Source organism: Rhizobium sp. SU303 (assembly GCF_021052345.1).
GTDB lineage: Bacteria > Pseudomonadota > Alphaproteobacteria > Rhizobiales > Rhizobiaceae > Rhizobium > Rhizobium laguerreae.
In genome coordinates this window covers 435,476-456,935 of record NZ_CP088096.1, presented here as the reverse complement: position 1 = coordinate 456,935, position 21,460 = coordinate 435,476, and the positions used below count along the sequence as shown (strand labels likewise).

The following is a 21,460-nucleotide window of genomic DNA, read 5'->3' as shown; positions in this document are numbered from 1 at the left end:
GCGGTTCATTACTTATCGGAATCTGGTCGGGATTCCCCAATCTGCGGTATTGTGATTCATGATGGATGCTGGAATGGAGGCCAGCATCCGTGACGCGACCTTATTCGAATGTTCTTCGTGAATGCGTAGTGGCTGCAGTTGCAGCCGGTCAGAACTGTCGGGTGGTGGCGGAGCGGTTCGACATAGCCGTTTCCTCTGTGGTGAAGTGGTCACAGCGCTATCAGTTTCCGCAATGAGTCGGGGTGATTTTTGTGTGTAGGATTTTGCCGTAGGAGCGGTCCCAATCCGCCCGTTCTAAAAATCATATTCCGACTAATTTGATGTCGAGAAGCGACCAGCTGGAATTCACCCCATGCTGAAGCCCTATCCGGTGAAGACGAAGCTTGCGGCTCCGCGTAAGACTTCAGGCGCTCAGGAAAAGATCTGGCCCGGCCGGCTGGACGAGCACGTCCAGCCGTATTTGATTAATGCGCCGGAGTTGAACAGCGTCCGCTTAAAGCGCGACCGTGAGTTGCTGCACCCATCTTCCTTGGAGAGGTGTAGCCTTGGAAGGAGTTGTTCAACGATGTCAGCGCGGCGCATCGCATATCTTTTCTAGAATACCTAGAGCGGATGCGATCCTTCGGATCCTCGACGCGTCGAAATCCGCGTCATTCTCCAGAGCTGTCACCTCTGCCACAGTCAGACCAGTGGTTTCTGCAACGTCATCCAGCGAATAGCCGCGAGCTAGGCGAGCTTCTACAAGCAGAGCACCAACGGACGGGGCAACTTGGGATTTCGTAATGTTCGAGACCATGTTCATGTCGTTTAAGGCTCCTTTTGGCGGCCGGAAAACGTGCATCCGTTTTCTAGTTCCACCGCTGCCGACCACGTCCGGCGACGGACAGTTTCTTCGAAATCCGCGGGCGCTCTTTCTATCAGTTTGTGCGACGGAGTATAGGTCTGACGCGATGAAGGACGGACAACCCTTGCATGGCAGCCGACAAGAGGTGACCCGCTCCCAACTGCGGCGCAAACTCGCGACGGCCGATAAACAGCTTCCTATCTGGCAGGAGCGTTCATGCCGGTGGGAAGCTCGTGGCGAGTGATGTACTGATCGTTCTCAAGCGGGGAGCGACGGACAAACAATTCGAGAGTTGCCTCGGCGTGATACGCTCAAGGGCCGCAGGTTCGGCCAGAGCTTGTGTGAAATCTCCTGGCTCTGTTGATCGGCCGTCGTCTTGAAGAAATCGCCGGAGAACGGCGCGTCGAGATCAAGCGCGACCTGAGGTCAAGGACCCTTCATCGTCTTGGCACCCTAAGGGTTTTGCGGAACTTCGAGCGCCCCAAAAGAGGATGTGAGCAAGCCCGCATTGCGCGGCATTCGCGCCTCAGTTCACCAAGTCGTTGACGTTGGCAGGCGTGATGAGCTGAAACGGAATGTAGCCCTTCTTTTCGACCTTTTCGCCCTTAGCAGGCGTGAGTGCGGCATCGAACGATGCCTTGCCCTGGCCGGCGGCATCCTGGAACACGGCAAAGTCGAGATCGCCCGCCTGCTGGCGGCAAGCGCGTCCTGCGTGGCGTCAACGCCGCCGACGACGACCTGGGTCATATCCCTTGCCGGTCTTTGAAACGTCTGATCACGCCGTGTCTGCATGGCGGCAGACGGCTTTCGACCGTGCCCAGTCAAGCATGCCGTAGAGAACGGCGCAACCGATGGCGACTTCGGTCTGCTGACCAGGCCGCGACCTGGCCCGAAGGCGCCGTCCTATGATGGCCTTGTATCGCCCGATGACCGTTTCGACCAGGAAGAGTTTAGCGTAGCGGTTGGGGACCTATTCCCCCAAGCGCCAAGTTATGAAGTGCGAAATACACAATAATATATGAAATAATATTTTTATAACTCGCGGCTTTCTCCCACAAGTGGGCGCATCTGTCAAATATGAAAAGATATACTATAAAATATACGCAACACACTGTTGCGCTGCTTGTTATTTTCATGAAGTGTCGTGTCCTGAGGAGCTACGGTAGCAACGGAAATTCTTTCCCGACGAATGCTGAGATCTTGCCGGCGACGGCATCATCGTCGGCAGGCTTACACAAGGAGCACTATGACATGGAGCGCCAAAAGAAATCAGACAAGCGTCATGGCTACTCGCGCCTGCGGTTGGCAACCATCGACGGCGTGTCGCTGCCTGGTCTGCAATTGCCACTCGACCGGCAGGAGGGCTCGGGGTCGTCGAAGAAGCCCTTTTTCCAACAATGGCTCCTGGATTTTGCTTTCGGTTGCGAGCTATTTTATCCAATCCAGCTATATGAACATCTCGCAACGAGCGAGGGCGACGACAAAGGCGCTAAAAGTGAGAGTTATGAGTATGGACTTGGGAGAATTCGGGCTGGCCGCCACGTTCCTCATTTGAAATCCACGTCTCTCGGGTCTTCATATTCCAGAATGGAAGCGCCGGCTCAGTCGCCAACGCTTGCAAACTCTAACAACAGGTCGCCGGACGGATGGAGGATATTATGGACGACGTGGATGCGACGCAACCAAAGGACGGCTCGGACACACAAGTTTCAACAGGTGCGAACCAGCACGGCAGGAACATCCAAAGATGGTAAGAAAGACTTCAGAAACCTGACCACTATACGGTACACGCAAGCCGCAGTTCAAATCCTGCTGCCGCTATCATATATCCTGGCAACGCTCGCTCATGGGCGAAAATCAAGGATATTTGGCCCGCAAGGTTCGCCCAATTATACAGCAGAAAGGATTTCATTCTCCATGTCATTATGTTCTGCGAAATGCATTCGCATTGCCGCACTTGCAGCGACCGCCATCGTGCTGGGCACCCAGATCGCAATTGCGCAAGAGCCGTCTATAGGATCTCAGTGGCTGAACACCCCGGCATCTCGAGTGGAAGCGCTTGCGGTCCTCCAGACCTTGAATGCCAATCTCCTGAGTAACGCTAGTGCTACGTTGACCCTTGACCGCTGGTGCGCCGCGCATAAGCTCGCACCGAAAGGTTCCAAGATCGTGGCTCAGCGTGTGGACAGGCAAGGCAAACCGGCCGATGAGCACATCCATGAACTTCTGACCGTTGGACCCGGTGAGCTTATCGCTTATCGCCGCGTCCGCCTGGTCTGCGGCGACCGCGTCTTGTCCGAAGCCGACAACTGGTATGTACCTGCAAAATTAACTGCAGAAATGAATCGGGCGTTGAATACCAGCGATATCGCGTTTGGCAGAGCCGTTCAGGCTCTCAATTTCACTCGCACAAACCTGTCTGCCAAGTTGCTCTGGTCCCCTCTATCCGAAGGCTGGGACATGGACGGCTTAATAACGCATAAAACAAGTTCCCTTAGCCTGCCGCCGTTCCTGCTCGAACATCGTGCCATACTGAAACTTCAAGACGGCACTCCGTTTAGCGCCTTGGTCGAAAGTTACACGGACAAGGTCCTAGACTTTCCAGTTCCGCGCCTGCTTTCTCAATAGCGCTTCGGTATCTCGGTACACTTGCTGCACTGCGCGGGATAAAATAGAAAGCCACGGCATGGGACAAAGGCGTCCGGCTTGCACAAGCGTGCCGGTCGGGCGATTGACTTGTCGATTCGTTTGATCGCGGCGACCACGCACGATAGCCTGTGTGTAACCTGACCCCAAGCCATCGCAGATTGTCGCTTGACAGTTCCCTCGGCAAACCTCTACGCTTTTTGCATTCACCAGGGGGTCCCATCAAGGGGCTGAGGTACTGCTATCGCGCGCAGTGACCCGTTGAACCTGATCCAGTTCATACTGGCGTAGGGACGGTGCAAGCGCTCGAAGCAGTGGATTCACGCGTGGAATCCGTGCCGGCGTCTTTTCATCATTCCGGCTGAGGACTGGGTCTCCAATCGAAAGTTGGAACCTCAAACCATGAATATCGCAGCCACCCCAACCCACACCACCGGCCCCTTGCCGGCATCCAGGAAGATCTACATTCGGGGCGGCGTCCATCCCGACATTTGCGTGCCGATGCGCGAAATCAGCCTACATCCGACATCAGGCGAGCCGCCCGTTGTGGTCTACGACTCCTCCAGCCCCTATACGCTCGAGGGCGCCGAGATCCGTATCGAACAGGGGCTGCCCTCACTGCGACGCGACTGGGTTCTCGCCCGCGGCGACGTCGAGGCCTATCAGGACCGCCATGTCCGTCCCGAAGACAACGGCTTTGCCAGCGGCGAAAGGCTGACGCCCGAAGTTCCCACGCTACGCCGGCCGCTACGCGCAAAGGATGGCGAGGCCGGCACCCAGTTTGCCTATGCGCGCGCCGGTATCATCACGCCGGAAATGGAGTTCATCGCCATCCGCGAAAACCCCGGCCGCAAGGCGCAGGCGGATGCCGTAGTCCGCGACGGCGAGAGCTTCGGCGCGCATATTCCGGATCATGTGACGGCGGAATTCGCCCGGCGGGAAGTGGCGGTGGGTCGGGCGATCAACCATGTGGCCCAGTGCCCGCCAGTCACCATCGAACGAATACGCCCCGCTCTGCAGATCATGAGCGCCGTCGCCCAAGGCGCGTTCATCGACTCCGGTTGATGGGCATTCAGCCAGAGACTCCATTCGAAACCCGCAAGAAATCCGGATCCTCGCCGGCATCAGTAAGGATGTTTTCTGCACCAATGCGGCCATGAACCAGACCCTGCGCGTGGACAATTGATAGTGCTTGTACGACCCTGCGGATACACTCGCGAAGGGTGACTTTCGGTGAGGGCGCGAAACACGCAAGGAATGTCATCCATGCTGCGTTTTAAAACCGCCCGCGTGTGGCGCGCCCTGCTTTTTGGAGTGTAGTCGCGGGCGGAGGCATGGCTTCCGTGCCGACGCTCGCGGCACCGCCTCCTTTGCGGAGGCAAATGACGATGCGCAGAAGCTGGGGAAGACCCTGTGCGCGGTCCTTGATAACGTTGCCGTCAAGAAGAGCTAGGTGACTTCCGTGCGTGCATTCAAATCTGCTTGGGCCCGTGGCGTCGATCCAACTGATGGCAACCGTAATCAGCGGCGCGCTAAGCCGTCATTCAGCAATCTTTTCGGCCGCCATTGCGAAAGTCAAGGATGCTCGCCTTGAAAGGACTCGAACCGGCGACACCCTATTCAAATCTGAGATTGTTCACGTACAACAAGCTTAAAAGGGCAGACAGCACGCCACGCTCACCGTTCAAACCGCTCTAGCATTTTTCTCAACTGCGCGTTTTGCAACGTTAGCTTTCTGGCCAGCTGATCCCTGAGCACCCTGATTTCGTCATCGAGGCTCATCTCGTTTGCAGTGTGGATAACCTGGGGATCGTTCGCAATCGCCACCGCTTCCTTGCTGCGGCTCCTTTGCTCGCGCGGTCTGACCTCGGCCGTTCGCTTGATCCTAGCGGCATCATGTGCAGCGGTGAAGTCAATACCAGTACCACCGGATATAGCGGGATCAGCGCCCTCCACGATTTTGGCGACTTCGCCGTCGACCTTGTCTTGGACGTCGTTTTCAGCTCCTTCGGAACGCACAGGCTTGAGAGAAATTGCACCGGGTTGACCGTGACGAGGTAGCTCCTCGCCCGCCGGCCGACCATCGCTATTCAGGCTGTCCTCGACAGGCGTTTCAGTCGAACCAGAACTAGGCAACGCCTCCGGCGAAACCTTCTCGGTCGAGCCGTTTTCTCGCTTTTGTTCGCGTCCCGGTGAGACCAGTCGGGCAAGAAATTTCCAGGGAGACGCCATCTATCCGACCTCGCGTTTTATCCCGCAAGCAGGTTGCAAGTTTTAGTTCCGGCAACAGCATTCACCGTTGCCAAATTGTATCTCTTGCTAACCATGGAAATGCGGCCGGCGGTTGACCGGCTGCTTATATCAGTCGAGCTTGAGCCGTTTGCGCAGATCGGCATTTTCAGCGCGAAGTTTTTCAGCCAGAAGCTTCCGCAGCCGCTGGTTTTCCTCTTCCAACTGCAAAAGGTCTGCCATCTCGTCGATCGCCGTCATCGGTGCGGCCGGCGCTGTCTGCACGGCCTTTGGAGCTCGGCGCACAGGTGCGCGTTTGGCACTCGCCGCAGCTTCGACCCCCTTTGTCTTGCGCCCTCTCCTCTTCACACCACCGGCGCCGGCCAGAGCAGCTGCTGGCTCTGCCGTAGTGTCAGCTGACGCGGTTTCGAGTGCCGCGGCTTTCTTGGCCCGGGGTTTGCGCTGTTTCTTCGGCGCAATTGGCGTTTCGACAACGGTCGGCGCATCGGCACTGGTTGCAGTATCAGTCTCGTCGGCCATGCCTATCTCCTGTGTATCTGATGCAGTTGTCGACGGCCCGAGAGGCGGTGTCAACAACGACTCGGCCTTATCTGGATTTGGTAAAGAAATTTCGCTGTCGGATTTGCCACTCTGAGAGCTATCCGGCAGAAACGGCATTGCCCCTTCGTCTAAGTCGCGAGCGACGGACTTTAGGTCCACGTTGCCCCAGATCGAGTTCGACCTGGTATCGAGTTTTCGTCTGCCGGTTTTGTACTCGACGGCAAAACTGCGTTGCACTTTTTTCAATATAAATGGCCTTGGAAAATCCACGGGATGATTTGGTGATGGGATGGTACGTCCGGAATAACGATTACCGGACTGCCCGTCTATAGCCATGCTCCTATCAGATCCATCGCATCGGTTCCGGGCAGAATATATGGCTAATCAAATGCGGGCTGAGCCGCGTGAGGCCACATTGGCGAAGTCGAACCGTACTGAATCAAAAGTTGCACGTGGTCGCGCGGACTTATCGGCGAGCTTCCTTGTTGTGCATCGTCGGAGTCTTAAAAGATTTTCCGCAACGCCGACGTCGGTCTGTGGAGCGCATCCAGAGCTCCGGCGTTGCCGGCGCGCGCGGGCGAAGGCCCGCTCGATCGGCGCCACCGTCGTCACGCATGAACTGCCGAACCCTCATCGAAGAAGGAGTGCGCCTGTCAACCTTGTCTTTCTTTGCTCGCCTAGGCCGGCATCGCAACGTTATCTGTCTCGTTCACCAATGAGAACTGGAGGAAGCGCGCACTAATTGTAGCCATCTTGACTTTGAACATCAGCGGCCCGTTTGCGCTGCCGGGGGCGGTCCGCACTGCGACCGACTCAGATTGCTTTGCTAGTGAACATTGATCGCCTTGATGGGGTTCTAGCTGTCGACCCGATTGTCAGCCCGAGTTGGATAACGCTCATTTATGGAACTGCAGCTTTGAGAGAAAAAGATGGCAATGTCACCAGACCTGGCTGAACGGTGACACCCCGCAGGTTCAGCGCCTTAGAGCCTCACCAGTACTTTTCAAGAAGAAATGCATCTTTTCCGGATCGATCGGAACATCGAACGTGTCTTCGGGTCTGATCCTGGATGAGGCATGAATCTGAGCGGTAAACGCGCTCGCACCAGCTTTCCCGATGGCAAGGGTGTGCGGGCCGAGAGGTTCGATATCGGCGACGTGCACACGAATCGTCGGAAAGGTGGGGTCCGCGGTCATGGTGTGCTCAGGCCGAATACCGAGAACGACGGCCTTGCCAATGCCCTCCGAAAGGTGCTCCACGATGTCTGCTGGAACGGGAATGGCGACATCGTCTTCCGCCCGGAAGACAACGCCGCCGTCGCCGGCCCCCAACCGTCCTTGAACAAAATTCATGCTGGGCGCGCCGATGAAAGCGGCGACGAACAGGTTCTTCGGCGATTCATAAAGCGTGATCGGGTCGGCGGCCTGTTCGATCCGACCCTGGTTCATCACCACGACCCGGTCGGCCATGGTCATCGCCTCCACCTGGTCGTGCGTCACATAGACGATCGTGGTCTGCAGACGGCGGTGCAGCAGTTTGATCTCGGTGCGCATTTCGATGCGCAGCTTGGCGTCCAGATTGGATAGCGGTTCATCGAACAGAAAAACATCGGGCTGGCGTACAATGGCGCGCCCGATGGCGACGCGCTGACGTTGACCGCCCGAAAGCGCGCTCGGTTTGCGATTAAGATAGGCGCCGAGATTGAGAATGCGCGCAGCATTCGCAACAGCAGTGTCGATGTCCTCTTTCGGCGTTCCACGCACCTTCATGCCGTAGCCAATGTTTTCGGCGACTGTCATATGCGGATAGAGTGCATAATTCTGAAACACCATCGAGCAATTGCGCAAGCCCGGACGCAACGCAGTAACCTCTCGCTCGCCGATGCGGATTTCTCCGGACGTCGCCTGTTCCAGCCCGGCGATCATTCGCAGCGTGGTTGTCTTCCCACAACCGGAAGGCCCGACGAGAACCACGAATTCCTTGTCGGCAATCACCAGATCGAGCGGAGGAATGACCGCAACGCTACCGAAGGACTTGGTGACCTGATCCAAACGCACCTGGGACATGCTGTAACCTTTTCATCAGAAGTCCATCGCCTGCCGTAAGCGGCGATGGTTCTTTCTTCTGCCAACGATGCTGATCCCACCCCGCAGAGCCGGGATGGGATTTATTGAAGACGGCCTACTTCGCAGGCAGGCCCATTGACGAGCGATAGGCTGCCAGTTGCTTGTCGCGGCCAAACTCGTCCGTAAGCTTGTTCCACCCGTCAGCGACGGTATCTAGCGCCTGCTGGGGCGTCACCTCTCCAGCCAATGCCTTGGAAAGCTCGATCTCAAGAATTTCCGTATAGGAGAAATAGCCCGGCAGGCGCATGTCGAGCGCCGTGTTCTTGGCGGTCACCGCGTCCTTCTGGCTTCCAAGATATTCCTTAGCCTCGCGCTCGGAAAAGATCTTCGACCACAACTTGGTATTTGTCGTATGCGAAAGGCGGTATGGATTGACGCCTGTGCCGCCGGTAATCGCCGCCTGACCGGAAACTGCTGGGCTCGTCAGGAACTGGATATAGTTCCAAGCTGCCTCCTGGTTCTTGGAAGACGACGGAACAGCCGCCTGCCACCCGCCGAAGGCCATGAAGGAAGTCTGGACGACCTCGGGCTGCTTGTCCCACTTCTTGGTCTTGTAGTTCCAGATCTCGTCCGAGCCCGGCAGCGATGCCGAACCGACATTGCCAGCAACCTTGGACTGCTTCGGGTCGGCGGCGATGACGCCGGTATCGCCCCAGCCGATCGATTCCGCGACCTGGCCACCGGCAAAGGCTGCGTTCACTTCGCCGAACGAGAAGTTCAGCGCATTTGGCGGTGCCAGTTTCGAAGCGCGAATATATTCCTCCAGGCCGCGCACCCAGCCTGGATTGTTGACCTGCGCATCCATCGTGTCAGGATCGAAGAACATGCCGCCCGGATTATCGGGATGGCTTGTGTAGCCGGCAACATGGCTGAACAGGAACCAGAATTGCTGGCCACCACGGCGGAAGGCTTCCGCCGTGCCCCAAAGGCCCTTGTCCGGCTGCTGGAAGAATTCAGCGATGTCGAGATACTGCTTCCATGTCTTCGGCGGGGCCAGATCGTAGCCATATTTCGCCTTGAAGGCGCTCTGGTTTTCCGCGTTTTCAAACAGATCAATGCGGTAGGTATAGGTATGAGCGTCGCCGTCCATGGTCTGCGACAGGACCTTGCCGTTCCAGACCATCAATTGCTCGCGGTAAACCGGGGCGATGTCTTCCCAGTCGGCACCTGATTGCATACTCTTCGGCATTTCCGAAAGAAAGTCGGTGAAGTCCGGTGCCCAGGCCGGCGCAAAGGCAACCACGTCGAACGTGTCTTCGCCCGAGGTCAACGAGGTTACGATTTTTGGATAGAGTTCCGACCACGGAAATTCGACGACATTCACCTTGCCGCAGGTCTTTTCCTCCCAGCCCTTGGCGGCGAGTTGCAGCGCAGAAGCAATATAGGGGCCTGTCTGCGTCGTGGCGGTGAGCGTGACACCGGTGTAGTCCGGTTCGCATGCGAGCGCGGATGGGACGCCCGCCACAGCAAATAGTCCTGCGGCCGTTGAACTCAGTAGCAATCTTCTCATGTTTTCCTCCCTGGAATTGAACAATGACTAGGCTTGTCGAACGGTCACTTTATTGCTCCTAAAAGCAGGCCAGACCGCATCAGCCTGCTCAAAATGCCCGCCATGACGACCATGGGTATGATCGCAACCAGGGCGGCTGCCGATATCGACCACCACTCGTCACCGCGCTGGCTATTTTGCCCTGAGACGAGAATGGGAAGTGTCTGCCATTTGGAACTGGTCAGGAAGAGTGCGAACAGGAACTCGTTCCAGACGAAGGCGAGCGTGATCATGAATGTCGCGATCAGGCCCGGCTTGGACATGGGCAGGACGATACCGAAAAAAATTCTCCACGACGGCACATTGTCGACCATCGCCGCCTCTTCGACTTCCACCGGCAGTGCCGCAAAGAAATCGCGCATCAGCCAGATCACGATCGGCAGCGAGAAGGCGACATAAGCGAAGGTGAGGCCTGTATAGGTGTCCACCAGTTTGAACCCCAACTTGCCCATTTCCGTGTACATCAGGAACAAGGCAAAGGCGGCGACGATAGGCGGAAACATGCGCTGGCTGACAAACCAGAAGACGATATCATCATTGCCGAGGAGCGGCCCCGGAAGCTTCATTCGGCTGGAGCCGATGGCGAGCGCAAGCGCGGCGACAAAGGCGTAGATCAGCGAAATGGCCTGCCCGTAGCCCAGCACATGACGGCCGAGCAGATATCCGCCGAAAGCAACAACGACGAAAATCACGCCGGACAGCAGCTTGACCTCGAAGGTGAAGCGCACCAGCGCGTAGGCTGCCATCGATCCGATGAAGGTGGCCAGCACCGATGCGGAAAGCCCGACGATCGTGGAAGCGATGAAGGTGTTGTAGAACTGGCCGCGCGCGCCCGACAGAAGCTCGCTCCAGGCTGTCAGCGTCGGGTCGAAGTCGACAAATGGAATATAGGTCGGCCCGCCGACGACCCCAAGCGGCGACTTGAACGAGGTGATCGCCACCCAGTAAAGCGGAAAGAAGGTGAAGGCGAGCCACAGTAGGCAGCCTGCGAGCGCCCACCAGCGGCCGGATCCTTTGAGGTCGCGCACGCTCATTTGTGCTTCTCCAGATAGGGCTTCAGGATGGCGAGATAGACGAGCCCGATCACGGTAATGACGATCAGGAACAGGAAGGACAGGGCGGAGGTGTAGCCGAGGTTGAACTTCTTGAAGCCCTCCTGATACGCGAACAGGGTCAGCGTTTCGGTCGAAATGCCAGGCCCTCCGCCTGTCATGACGAACACCGTGTCGATGATCTTGTAGCTCTCGATGAGGCGGATGAAGACCACAGCCACCGAAATCGGCAGCATCATCGGGAAAGTGATCCCCCAGAACTGCTGCCAGGGGCTGGCATTTTCAAGCGCGGCCGCCTCGTAGACGTCCTCCGGCAGGGTTTGCAACCCGGCAAGAAGCATGAGGATGACGAAGGGTGTCCACTGCCACACTTCGACGGAAATGATGGCGCCGATAGCCCATCTGGTCTGCGTCAGAAACGGCAGATTGGGAAAGCCGAAGGCGGTCATCAACTCATTGAGCGGCCCCATCGTGGGATTGAGGATCTGGCGGGCAATGAGTGCAACGGCAACGGGCGCCACCAGCATTGGCACCAGGAAGCTGACCCGGAACAAACCTTCTCCGGGCACCCGACGGTTGAGCGCGAGCGCCACGGAAAAACCGATGACATACTGCAGCGCGACTGCGACAAAAGCGATGATCGTCGTCGTCCAGGCGACATTCCAGAAGCGCGGATTCTGAAGCAGTTCCGTATAGTTGCCGAAGCCGACGAAATGCGCGGGGATCGGCGGCACGAGCCGCAGGCTCATGAAGCTGGTGGTCAGCGAATAGATCAGCGGGAAGATCGAGATCACCAGCACGATCAGCAACGCCGGCCAGATGAAGAAGTGTTTGATCGGATCGTTGCGGGTCATGCCGCGTCTCCTTTCTGGAGAAGCGCCTCGATTTCCTCGATCTTCGGCATTGCAGGTGCGGTACCCCGCCGCGTCACCGCAATACCGGCGGTCGCGCAGCCGAAACGCACGGCCTCGACCGAACTAGCGCCCCGCGAGAGCGCTGCCGAGAAGCCGCCGACGAAAATCCCGAGGATCGAAACACCCACCTTCATTATCGTTTCCCCTCAAACGGTTTCCGGCGGAATGACGCCTTTGGTGAACAGGAAGCAGCCGTAGAAGCGGTTTTCGCCCGTGGTGATGACGCAATAGGCCTTTTTTGCCTCCTCATAGAAGGCGAAACGCTCGATGCCATACATCGGCGCCGGCTTGCCCTCGGCGCCGTCGATAACGGCCTGGACTTCCTGCTGCACTGGAGGGATCTCGTCCGGCGCGCCCATGATTTCCATTCGCCCGGCGGACGGCTGCAGCGGCGTATCCAGCGGCATTACCGAAAGAATAGCTTTGATGGCGCGGGCAGCAGACACATTGTCTATCCGCAACAGCTTGCCGAGCACCGTTTGCCGGGCAATGGAATCCGAAGGAAAATTGGTGTCGGAAACGACGACCGTGTCGCCATGCCCCATGGATCGGAGCGCGTGCAGCACGTCCGCATTTAGAGCCGGATCGATATTTTTCAGCATGAAAATCCTCCCTTAGTTGCACCATTTCGCAGCACCTCGTGCCGCAAAGCAGAGCCCATAATCGCAGCTCCGTTACAGCTCTGCGATTCCCTCAAATTCCGTCGTTCTCGCCTGCCGGTGCGGTTATCCTCCCGCCCGCATGACCAGAGTTGGAGCCCTCAATCTCCGTAGGGGATCCAGATATTCTTCACATCTACAGCGCGGCGAACGTATAGCGCGCCTTCGGCGGAGGCCTTGCTCCCCCACTCGAATGCTTCCTCAAAATCTTCATCGTAGATAGGAGTTTTTAGCGCCTGGAGCACAATGGTGGGATTGGTGGTACAATCCATTGGCTTGAGGCGCTTGACGGCTTCAACGTCAGCGGTGTCGGCGACTACCGTCGTCATTTGACGCAATTGCGCAAGCTTGTCCATGAACTGAACTTCTCCTCATATCTATTCGGCAAGTGACAATCGCTCGGCAATTCCACACATCGATGGTGCTCCACGCCGGCTCAGCTTCGTGGTTTGGTGCAGACATTTTTGAGCGCCACTGTCGTTAAGGCATCCTCCGTCCACTTTCCAAGACGAACAGATCAGGGTTTTTCGGACACGGCGCTCTTTGCTCTCCAGAATTCGAAGAGGTGCAACCGATCGAATATGCCTGTGCCTGAGCGGAGCGCGGAAACGCCGATCAGAAGTGCCCCCCAGATGGCAATTGTCAGGAACTGGCTAAAGTTCATCAAATTGAACACGGAGGAGATCAACTGCAAGAGCAGCAACGCAGCAAACAACCCTGATACTTTTCCGGTGCCGCCATATGGATTGATGCCCCCCAGAACCGCCGCCAGGATGCTGATGAGAAGGAAGCTCTCGCCATAGGACGCGTTGGCAGAATTGAATCGGGCCATCATTACAAGCCCGCCGCATCCTGCAAGCGCGCCCGATAAGGCATACGTCAAAAGCAAAACTCGTTTGACATGTATGCCCGAGAACTGGGCAGCTTTCTCGTTGGCGCCGACAAGGTAGACCTTCTGACCGAAGGATGATCGCCGAAGAACCACCGACACGAACACGCAAAGGGCAACAAACAGCAGGAACGCAAGCGGTACGCCCAGATAGGTTCCATTTCCAATCGCAACGATTGGATCTGGAAAGCCTGACAAGACGTTTCCACGCGTCAGTCCAATGGCAAGACCTTTGCAGGCGATCATGGTCCCCAGTGTGGCCAGAATGGGGGATACACCGAGATAGGCGATGATGAAGCCGTTCAACAGGCCTATCAGAATTGCGACGGCGAGGCCCGCGGCAACCGCGCCTACTTGCCAGGTGAGCCAAAGCACACTTCCAGCATCGCCCCACGGAATTGTGAACTGCAACACCGACGCTATCGTCAAAGCGCAGAGATTGGCCGTCGAAATGATCGACAAATTCAGCCCGCCGGAAAGGAGCGCAAGCATCATCGCAAGACCAAGAATGCCAAGTTCCGGGGTCTGAAAGGCTATCGACTGAAATGTTCCCACACTCAGCAGCCGATCGCCGAGAATGAGGCCAAACACCGCCAGAACGGCCATGAAAATGGAAGCAAGCGTCATCGTTGTGGCGTTCTCTCGAACGAAACGGGATATGAGAGATCGATTGGCGGACGGCTTCATGGTAATTTCCTCCCTAGGACGCGAGTCCAGCATGCCGACGCCGCTGAGACAGCGCAGTCGCCGAGACCGCAAGCAGAATAACGCAGCCGACAAAGAACTGATTCCAGTATGAGGACACGCCAAGCAATATCAGTCCGTTCTGCAAAATTGCGATGAGCATCACGCCGAGTACGGCGCCAAACACGGAGCCGTTGCCACCGGCCAGACTCGCGCCGCCAAGAACGACAGCCGCAAGCACTTCGAGTTCCTTGCCGATGAGCGTCGTCGGCGTAACCGATTGGGCCAGCTGGGCTTGCGATATTGATGCGATCGCAGCCATGAACCCCATATAACCGTAGACAAGGCACCTCAGGCCGAAGACATGAAAACCAAGGCGTTCGGCGGCTATCTCATTCCCCCCCATGGCATATATTTGACGACCGATGTTTGTCTTGTTGAGCAAGACCCAGGTCATAAAGAATGCGACCACTAGCAACAGCGCCTGGAAATTGATCGCATAAGGAAATCCATTACTGTCGGTGAATTCGAACCACCAGATCCCTTCGCGGAAATAGCTGGGAAGCGAGGTGATATAGTCGCCGCGGGTGATATATATTAGCAATCCATAAAAAATATTGAGAGTGGATATAGTCACAATAACCGAAGAGATGCGAACCTTATGAATAATAGCCGCATTGAATAGCCCACATAGTATACCAGTGCAGCAGGCGACAAGGAACACTCCGAACCACCCAATTGGATAGATCTTGGCAATCATGAGAGCCACATATTGAGCGACGCTGGCTATGGCAGTAAAGGAGATGTCGATCCCACCGAACACCAAGACCACAAGCAGACCGGCTGCAAGAATGCCTGCAAACGAAGTGGAGGTGAGAAGGTCGAAAAGGTTTTGCAGCGTCAGAAAACTGTCCGTCGCTGCCGTGAGGAACATGGACAATACGATGACGACCGCAAGCAGCCAAAATTCGTGACTTCGTGTCCAGCGTTGAATTGTCTTAGGCATAGATTTCCTCCTGCAGATTTCTCTCGGTCGACGAAAGCGGATGCACTTCGCTGACGAGCCTGCCTTGCCGCATGACCAGGACACGATGGGTGTGGTAGAAGACCTCCTGGGCTTCGTCGGAGATGAGCAGTACCCCGACGCCTTCTGCCGCCAATCGGTGCACTATCTCATAGATTCCGTCCTTGGCCTTGATGTCCACGCCGACGGTTGGGCTATCGAGTATCAGCACGCGGGGTTTTGTGGCCATCCACTTGCCCAACACTACCCGTTGCTGGTTGCCTCCTGACAGAGTTCCGACGGGATTTTCGAGGTCGGACACTTTCGTGTTCAGGCGAACGATCCAATCATCGGCTGCGGCTACACGTTTGGCGGGGTTGATGAGGCCGAATTTGCCGGCCAAGCTGTCGAGGACCGTCGCGAGGATGTTTGCAGAAATGGGCTGCCCCAGCGCCAGGCCGAGCATCAACCTGTCTTCCGGGACGTAAGCCACACCGCTGGCTATTGCGACACGATTGGAGCTGGCTATCAGCGGCTTTCCGGAGACTTCAATCGTGCCGCGGGACGGTGGATTCATACCGAAGATGCTGAGTGCGAGTTCTGTCCGTCCGGAGCCCAAAAGCCCGGTAAGGCCGACGATCTCTCCTTTGCGAATGTCGAAGCTGATATCCTCGTAGTGGCCTGGTCGAGTCAGGTTTCGAACCGCCAGCACAACCTCCGCAGCCTCGCCTCCGGGCCGCGGAGGCGCATAGTGGAACTCATGACCGGTCATCAAGGTCTCGAGCCGCCGTGAAGTGATCTCGCTGGCATCGAAGGTCCCCACCTTACCGCCGTCACGCAGAACCGTTACGCGCTCGGCTATCTCCATTACTTCATCGAGACGGTGGGATACGAACACCGTGCAAATGTCTCTGCTCTTAAGGTCGTTGACGACACGCAGCAGAGAATCCACCTCATGCCGGGTCAACGAGGCGGTGGGCTCGTCCATGATGACCAGCTTTGCGTCGGCGGCCATGGCGCGGCAAATCGCAACCAGTTGCCGGTTTGCGATAGAGAGGTCCGACACCATCGTCTCCAGGTCGAGATTGACGTTGATGCGGGCCATGGCTTTCGCCGCAATGTCATTTATGCGGTTCCAATTCGCGAGCCGAGGCAAGCCCATGTGGCTGCCGATGGCGATGTTCTCCGCCACGGACATATTGGGGAAGAGGGAGAGATCCTGATAGATAACCTGGATGCCACTCTTGGTGGAAAGAATGGGGTCCAAACGAGCATGTTCGCGACCCTCCAGAACGATGCTACCACCTGGATCGGGCGCCTGCACGCCAGCAATAATCTTGATCAGGGTGGATTTGCCCGAACCATTTTCGCCAACAAGACAGTGAACTTCGCCGGCCTCCAGCGACAGATCGACATCTCGAAGCGCACGAACTCCGCCGAAATGCTTGGAGACATGGGTCAATTCAAGGAATGTGGTCATAGTGGGCTTTACCCTTAGTCGCTGGCATCTGTCCTGCCGCAGGCGAGCGAGGACCCGCCTGCGGTATTTCCTGCAAGGACGGCTACAGACCTTGGGCGATCAGGCCATCCACGGTTTCTTTGTTGATGTGGGTGATCTTGTCGACCTTGATGAGCTTTCCGGGAACATCCACCGTAGCCTTGCCGAGGCCGGGAACATCCATCCCGTCCTCGATTTTCGTTCCGTCGAGGACCAATCTGGCGACGGCAACCATCGCAGAGCCAGCTTCTCTCGGGTTCCACATGAAACCTTCCCGAATGACGCCGTCCATGATCAGGTCCTTGGCCTGCGACGGCAGCACCGTGCCTATGACGGCAACCCGCTTGCTCAGGTGCTTTTCCTTCACGGCGTTGCCGGCGGCGATCGGACCGTTCGAGCCAAACGCGAGAATACCCTTGAGCTTCGGATAGGCCTTCAGCACGTCGATGGTCGTGCGGTAGGCGCTGTCGATTTCGTCGGCGCCAGGGAAGCGATCGGCCACGAGGTTCATCTTGGGATAATGTGCCTTTTGATAGGCGATGGCCGCGTCGGCCCACTTGTTGTGCAGCGGGGTAGTCAGGGTGCCGACATAGACGACATAGTCCCCTTCCTCGCCCATTTCCTTGGCGAGGCTCTGCATTTGAACTTCGCCGAACTTGGTCGAGTCAATGAGTTCGACGTCCCAGTCGCGGCCCTCCTGTTCCGGCCCCTCGTGGACAATAACCTTGATGCCTGCTGCCTGAGCCCGCTTGAGCACAGGCTCGCACGCCTTGACGTCCAGGGGCACAAGGCCGATCACGTCCACCTTTTTGGCGATCAGATCTTCCAGCAGCTTGACCTGCTGAGCCGGGTCGATGTTTGCCGGACCGGTCATGGAAACGTCGATGTTGAATTGCTTCCCTGCCTCCTGCAGGCCGCGCTCAAGGGCACCGAAGTACGGGATGCCGGCAATCTTGACAACAGTCACCATGACTGGGTCGGCCGCCATCGCGAGGTTTGGCGTGGCAATCAGCCATGCCACGCCTGCGGCCAAAGAAAACTTCAAAATGTCACGACGTTTCATGCTCTTCTCCTCCTGTGAGCGTTGTAGACTCTAGATTTTCGGAATTGCGTCTGCGGTCCGTCGCCGCCAGCTGTCGCCTCAGAGGCCGTAGCGTGTCGCCAAGCCGCGCAAATACGGCAGCCCTTGATCAAGTACAGCGCCAGCATTGGGCGCGGCCGGCCGCCACATGCAGAGTGCCGCAGCAAGCTGTGGCGGTACCGAGACAAAGCTCTCAATGACAAGATCGCCATCGAATCCGGTGTCGCGCAATGTCCGGAAGACCAGTTCCCAATCTACGGTGCCGGTGCCTGGGACACCGCGATGACTTTCGGAAAGGTGGATATAGGGAGAGCGTCCCGCGGCCTGGCGGATGCCGTCGTCGAAACCACTCTCCTCTACGTTCATGTGATAGGTGTCGAGGTGGACGAAGGTATTCGGTTCATCGATTTGCTCAAGCAGCCATATTCCTTGCGCGGCCGTATTGAGAATGTGGGTGTCGAAGCGTGTGCAAGGTTCGACACCGAACGTCATGCCGAGTCCAGCAGCGCGCCGGGCTACCGGCTTCAGTGCCCGAACCACCGCTTCGTACTCGCTACTTGTTGGGGGAACACCGGTCTTGTAGCCGAGCGCCGAGTAGGTGACGCCAGTCAGCATGGAGCACCCAATGTGGTGAGCGGCGTCGAGAACTTGAAACAGATATTGCGTACAGGCTTCCGGAGCCAGGTGAGCCATCTTGTCTTCGGGCAGGCAAAGCGACGCGGTTGCCTGAAGACCATGATCTCGGATTATCGACTTTGCGTGATCCAGATCGATTTTGGCCGGCTCGAACAAAGGGATCTCGATTATTTCCAGCCCGTATCGCGCCGCCTCAGGGATAGCGGCGTTGGCCGCCTCTGTCGTCCACTCGGGCGCCCACAGACTGAAGTGCATTCCAAATTTTGCCATTGCATTTATCCTCCCGTAATCCGCTGCAGAGCCAACGAGAACGCTGGACCAGACAGCGTCAGCGCGACATTTCTTCGCCGCTGATCATTATGGGAATAGTCATCGAAAAATTTGCAAAGGTCAACACAAATATATCTTGTGAAAAACATTTGTTTACAGGATCCAACACCATGCCAAGCCACAAATTGCCGTTCCGCCGCATTTGTACGATCATTGCTTAAAAGCACCTAACACAAAAATCTTTCTTGAAATACATTTGTTGTGACGATATATGTCTAGTGGCTAAGGGGATTGTGACCCCGGCAAATCCCATCGGAGGTCAGAATGCCCAAGGAAATCCACATCGACCCTAGGACCTTCAAGGTGCGCAGTACGCTGAAAGCACCCTCAATTCCTATCCACGCGTACGATGAGAATATCGAGGCGGAACGTGCCCGGTATGGCGACGAAGGATTGCTGCAAATTCTGCGCGATATGATTATCATACGCGAATTTGAGACGATTTTGGCTTCGCTAAAGGGAAAGGGAGCATATTGCGGCATTGAGTTTAACTACAAAGGGCCGGCTCACCTTTCGATCGGGCAAGAGGCTGCTGCCGTCGGAGCGGCAGCCTCACTCGAGCCGCATGACCATATTTTCGGAAGTCATCGCAGCCATGGCGAGTTCATCGCGAAGGGCCTTTCTGCGATCCGAAAGCTCCCGGATGATGCCTTGCGTCTGATTATGGAGAGCCATGAGCGTGGTACGCTTCTCAGGACCGTGGAGACCTCTCTGCAGGGTCCGAAAACAAGCGAGACCGCGGAGAATTTTCTACTGCTCGGCCTGCTTTCAGAGATCTTCATGCGCTCAACCGGTTTCAACCGAGGCATGGGCGGGTCGATGCATGCCTTCTTCCCGCCTTTTGGGACTTATCCGAACAATGCAATTGTCGGCGCGTCCGCCGGAATAGCCACGGGGGCCGCATTGCGAAAGAAGCTTGCGGGGGCCAGCGGCATCACTGTGGCCAACGCGGGCGATGGCTCTACTGGCTGCGGGCCCGTCTGGGAAGCTATGAATTTCGCCGCTATGGCACAATTCGAGACGCTGTGGGCAGATGCTTTCAAAGGAGGTTTGCCGGTCCTGTTTTTCTTCACCAACAACTTTTATGCGATGGGCGGTCAGACCATCGGTGAAACAATGGGATGGGACCGCCTGTCTCGCATAGGGCTGGCGGTCAACCAGCAAGCCATACACGCGGAAACCGTCGACGGAACAAATCCGCTCGCCGTTGCTGACGCCGTCGCACGCAAGCGCGAGCTTTTGGTTCAAGGCCGCGGGCCCGCCTTGCTGGACGTCGAATGTTACCGCAGCTCGGGTCATTCAACGACAGATATCAACTCATATCGGACGAAGGACGAGATGCAGGCGTGGGAACAGCACGATCCTATCATTCTGTTCTCCAATCGCCTTCAGGAGGCCGGGATTGTGACCGCTGGCCAGGTCGCCGAACTGCGCGAACAGACAACGGATCGCATGCGCTCGATTACTGCGATCGCGGTCGATCCGGCACTTACTCCTCCCGTTGATATTCATGCAGATCCAACGCTGATCGGCAAGCTCATGTTCTCGAACACCAACATAGAGCTGCCCTCGCAAGAAGTTTCGCTCCTCAAGCCTGTCGACGAGGTGAGCCGGATCCGTCAGGACGCGAAGAAAAGTCGATACGGCTTTGCCGAGGACGGAGCCAAGCTGTCACCCATGCGGGCTATCACATTGCGTGACGCGTTGTTCGAGTCCGTCTTGCACCACATGACGCACGACGGCAGTCTTGTCGCCTATGGGGAAGAATGCCGGGAATGGGGTGGCGCATTCGGCGTTTACCGGGGGCTTGCCGAAATCCTACCGCATGATCGTTTGTTCAATTCACCGATCTCCGAAGCTGCGATCGTTGCGACGGCGGTCGGCTTTGCGCTCGAGGGCGGCCGCGCGCTGGTGGAACTGATGTATGGCGACTTTCTAGGCCGGGCGGGCGACGAAGTCTTCAATCAGATGGCAAAATGGCAATCGATGTCCGGAGGTGAGCTGAAGGTTCCCGTCGTTTTGCGTTGCTCGATCGGTTCGAAGTACGGCGCCCAGCATAGTCAAGACTGGACGGCATTATGCGCCCATATTCCAGGCCTCAAAGTTGTATATCCGGCAACGCCGTATGATGCGAAAGGCCTGTTGGCTTCCGCATTGTCAGGCAACGATCCGGTGGTTTTCTTTGAAAGCCAGCGCCTCTACGACACCGTGGAAGAGTTCCGCAATGAAGGCGTGCCGACCGGCTACTACCAACTTCCCATTGGTGAACCCGATTGTAAGCGCGCTGGAGAAGACGTCACAATTCTGACGGTGGGACCTTCGCTTTACTCCGCGCTCGCTGCTGCTGAAGAACTCGAAAGCACCTTCGGCATCTCGGTCGAAGTGATTGATGCGCGTTCGCTTGTTCCATTTAACTATGAACCCGTGCTTGCCTCGATAAGGAAAACCGGACGCATCGTACTGGTATCGGAGGCCTCGGAGCGCGGCAGCTTCCTGATGACGCTCGCCGCAAACATTACGCGATTCGGCTATGAAACTCTTCACGCCGCGCCTCGTGTAATCGGCTCTCCGAATTGGATCGTGCCCGGCGCTGAGATGGAATCAACCTACTTTCCCCAGAAAGATGACATCATTGATGTCATCACCAGCGAGTTGTTTCCAGGCCAGCGCAGCAACCGCCGCAGCATACGTGACTGGGACGATCGGGAACTTGCCCGTCTCGGTCTGTGAACCAACACATTTTTGAGCGAGGAACACAT

Annotated in this window: 15 protein-coding genes, 6 pseudogenes and 1 riboswitch; of the genes and pseudogenes, 4 read left to right on the top strand and 17 right to left on the bottom strand. The window is 56.9% G+C overall.

The features are described from left to right. Positions 1 to 89: 89 nt before the first annotated feature. Positions 90 to 224, top strand: a pseudogene (locus RlegSU303_RS26735) (helix-turn-helix domain-containing protein); the annotation flags it as partial. Between the two features lie 344 nt (positions 225 to 568). On the opposite strand, the gene RlegSU303_RS26730 reads toward RlegSU303_RS26735, so the two are convergent. The 3 genes and pseudogenes from RlegSU303_RS26730 to RlegSU303_RS26720 form a co-directional block, all read right to left on the bottom strand. Beyond that, the gene (locus tag RlegSU303_RS26730; RefSeq protein ID WP_011654195.1) at positions 569 to 802 is read right to left on the bottom strand and encodes a helix-turn-helix domain-containing protein; all 234 of its coding nucleotides are present in this window, start codon (positions 800 to 802) and stop codon (positions 569 to 571) included. Positions 803 to 1,370: 568 nt separating this feature from the next. Further along, positions 1,371 to 1,597: pseudogene (locus RlegSU303_RS26725) on the bottom strand (rhizopine-binding protein); the annotation flags it as partial. A 22-nt stretch (positions 1,598 to 1,619) separates the two neighbouring features. After that, positions 1,620 to 1,814 (bottom strand): annotated as a pseudogene (locus tag RlegSU303_RS26720) (IS5/IS1182 family transposase); the annotation flags it as partial. A gap of 947 nt (positions 1,815 to 2,761) precedes the next feature. On the opposite strand from RlegSU303_RS26720, the gene RlegSU303_RS26715 reads away from it, so the two are divergent. Both RlegSU303_RS26715 and RlegSU303_RS26710 read left to right on the top strand, forming a co-directional pair. Then, on the top strand, positions 2,762 to 3,472 hold the full coding sequence (locus tag RlegSU303_RS26715; protein ID WP_026264770.1) for a hypothetical protein: 711 nt from the start codon (positions 2,762 to 2,764) through the stop codon (positions 3,470 to 3,472). 219 nt (positions 3,473 to 3,691) lie between these two features. Further along, positions 3,692 to 3,802: riboswitch (TPP riboswitch) on the top strand. Positions 3,803 to 3,892: 90 nt separating this feature from the next. Continuing rightward, positions 3,893 to 4,453: pseudogene (locus RlegSU303_RS26710) on the top strand (hypothetical protein); the annotation flags it as partial. A gap of 714 nt (positions 4,454 to 5,167) precedes the next feature. Here the strand turns inward: RlegSU303_RS26710 and RlegSU303_RS26705 are convergent. The 14 genes and pseudogenes from RlegSU303_RS26705 to RlegSU303_RS26640 all read right to left on the bottom strand — a co-directional run bounded on the left by RlegSU303_RS26705 (position 5,168) and on the right by RlegSU303_RS26640 (position 18,641). Next, entirely contained in the window at positions 5,168 to 5,722 is a 555-nt protein-coding gene (locus RlegSU303_RS26705; RefSeq protein ID WP_011654191.1) for a hypothetical protein, read from the bottom strand. Positions 5,723 to 5,851: 129 nt separating this feature from the next. Then, complete coding sequence (locus tag RlegSU303_RS26700) at positions 5,852 to 6,526, bottom strand: transcriptional regulator (protein WP_011654190.1); 675 nt, start codon at positions 6,524 to 6,526, stop codon at positions 5,852 to 5,854. Between the two features lie 728 nt (positions 6,527 to 7,254). After that, positions 7,255 to 8,346 carry an ABC transporter ATP-binding protein gene (locus tag RlegSU303_RS26695; RefSeq protein WP_131718316.1) on the bottom strand — a complete coding sequence of 364 codons (1,092 nt, stop codon included), beginning with the start codon at positions 8,344 to 8,346 and terminating at the stop codon, positions 7,255 to 7,257. A 115-nt stretch (positions 8,347 to 8,461) separates the two neighbouring features. Continuing rightward, entirely contained in the window at positions 8,462 to 9,916 is a 1,455-nt protein-coding gene (locus tag RlegSU303_RS26690; RefSeq protein WP_231283899.1) for an ABC transporter substrate-binding protein, read from the bottom strand. 44 nt (positions 9,917 to 9,960) lie between these two features. Next, a complete protein-coding gene (locus RlegSU303_RS26685) occupies positions 9,961 to 10,989 on the bottom strand; it encodes a carbohydrate ABC transporter permease (RefSeq protein WP_131718599.1) in 1,029 nt (342 codons plus the stop codon). Further along, positions 10,986 to 11,861 (bottom strand): carbohydrate ABC transporter permease, encoded by an 876-nt coding sequence (locus tag RlegSU303_RS26680; RefSeq protein WP_128403546.1) that lies wholly within the window; start codon positions 11,859 to 11,861, stop codon positions 10,986 to 10,988. The genes RlegSU303_RS26685 and RlegSU303_RS26680 overlap by 4 nt, the downstream gene beginning before the upstream one ends. Continuing rightward, positions 11,858 to 12,025: pseudogene (locus RlegSU303_RS26675) on the bottom strand (PfkB family carbohydrate kinase); the annotation flags it as partial. The gene RlegSU303_RS26680 and the pseudogene RlegSU303_RS26675, both read right to left, overlap by 4 nt. A 42-nt stretch (positions 12,026 to 12,067) precedes the next feature. After that, positions 12,068 to 12,523: an RbsD/FucU family protein gene (locus RlegSU303_RS26670; protein ID WP_020050260.1), complete on the bottom strand. Its 456-nt coding sequence runs from the start codon at positions 12,521 to 12,523 to the stop codon at positions 12,068 to 12,070. Positions 12,524 to 12,756: 233 nt separating this feature from the next. Continuing rightward, positions 12,757 to 12,936, bottom strand: a pseudogene (locus RlegSU303_RS26665) (transaldolase family protein); the annotation flags it as partial. Between the two features lie 161 nt (positions 12,937 to 13,097). Then, on the bottom strand, positions 13,098 to 14,156 hold the full coding sequence (locus tag RlegSU303_RS26660) for an ABC transporter permease (RefSeq protein ID WP_020048067.1): 1,059 nt from the start codon (positions 14,154 to 14,156) through the stop codon (positions 13,098 to 13,100). Between the two features lie 13 nt (positions 14,157 to 14,169). Continuing rightward, the gene (locus RlegSU303_RS26655) at positions 14,170 to 15,159 is read right to left on the bottom strand and encodes an ABC transporter permease (protein WP_131718320.1); all 990 of its coding nucleotides are present in this window, start codon (positions 15,157 to 15,159) and stop codon (positions 14,170 to 14,172) included. Next, the gene (locus RlegSU303_RS26650; RefSeq protein WP_115156514.1) at positions 15,152 to 16,636 is read right to left on the bottom strand and encodes a sugar ABC transporter ATP-binding protein; all 1,485 of its coding nucleotides are present in this window, start codon (positions 16,634 to 16,636) and stop codon (positions 15,152 to 15,154) included. Before RlegSU303_RS26650 ends, RlegSU303_RS26655 begins: the two co-directional genes overlap by 8 nt. Before the next feature lie 82 nt (positions 16,637 to 16,718). Next, a complete protein-coding gene (locus tag RlegSU303_RS26645; RefSeq protein WP_011654711.1) occupies positions 16,719 to 17,717 on the bottom strand; it encodes a substrate-binding domain-containing protein in 999 nt (332 codons plus the stop codon). A 78-nt stretch (positions 17,718 to 17,795) separates the two neighbouring features. Beyond that, complete coding sequence (locus RlegSU303_RS26640) at positions 17,796 to 18,641, bottom strand: sugar phosphate isomerase/epimerase family protein (RefSeq protein WP_011654710.1); 846 nt, start codon at positions 18,639 to 18,641, stop codon at positions 17,796 to 17,798. Between the two features lie 324 nt (positions 18,642 to 18,965). Between RlegSU303_RS26640 and RlegSU303_RS26635 the strand changes: the two genes are divergently transcribed. Then, positions 18,966 to 21,431, top strand: coding sequence for an alpha-ketoacid dehydrogenase subunit alpha/beta (locus RlegSU303_RS26635; protein WP_018517314.1), 2,466 nt, complete (start codon positions 18,966 to 18,968; stop codon positions 21,429 to 21,431). Positions 21,432 to 21,460: the final 29 nt, after the last annotated feature.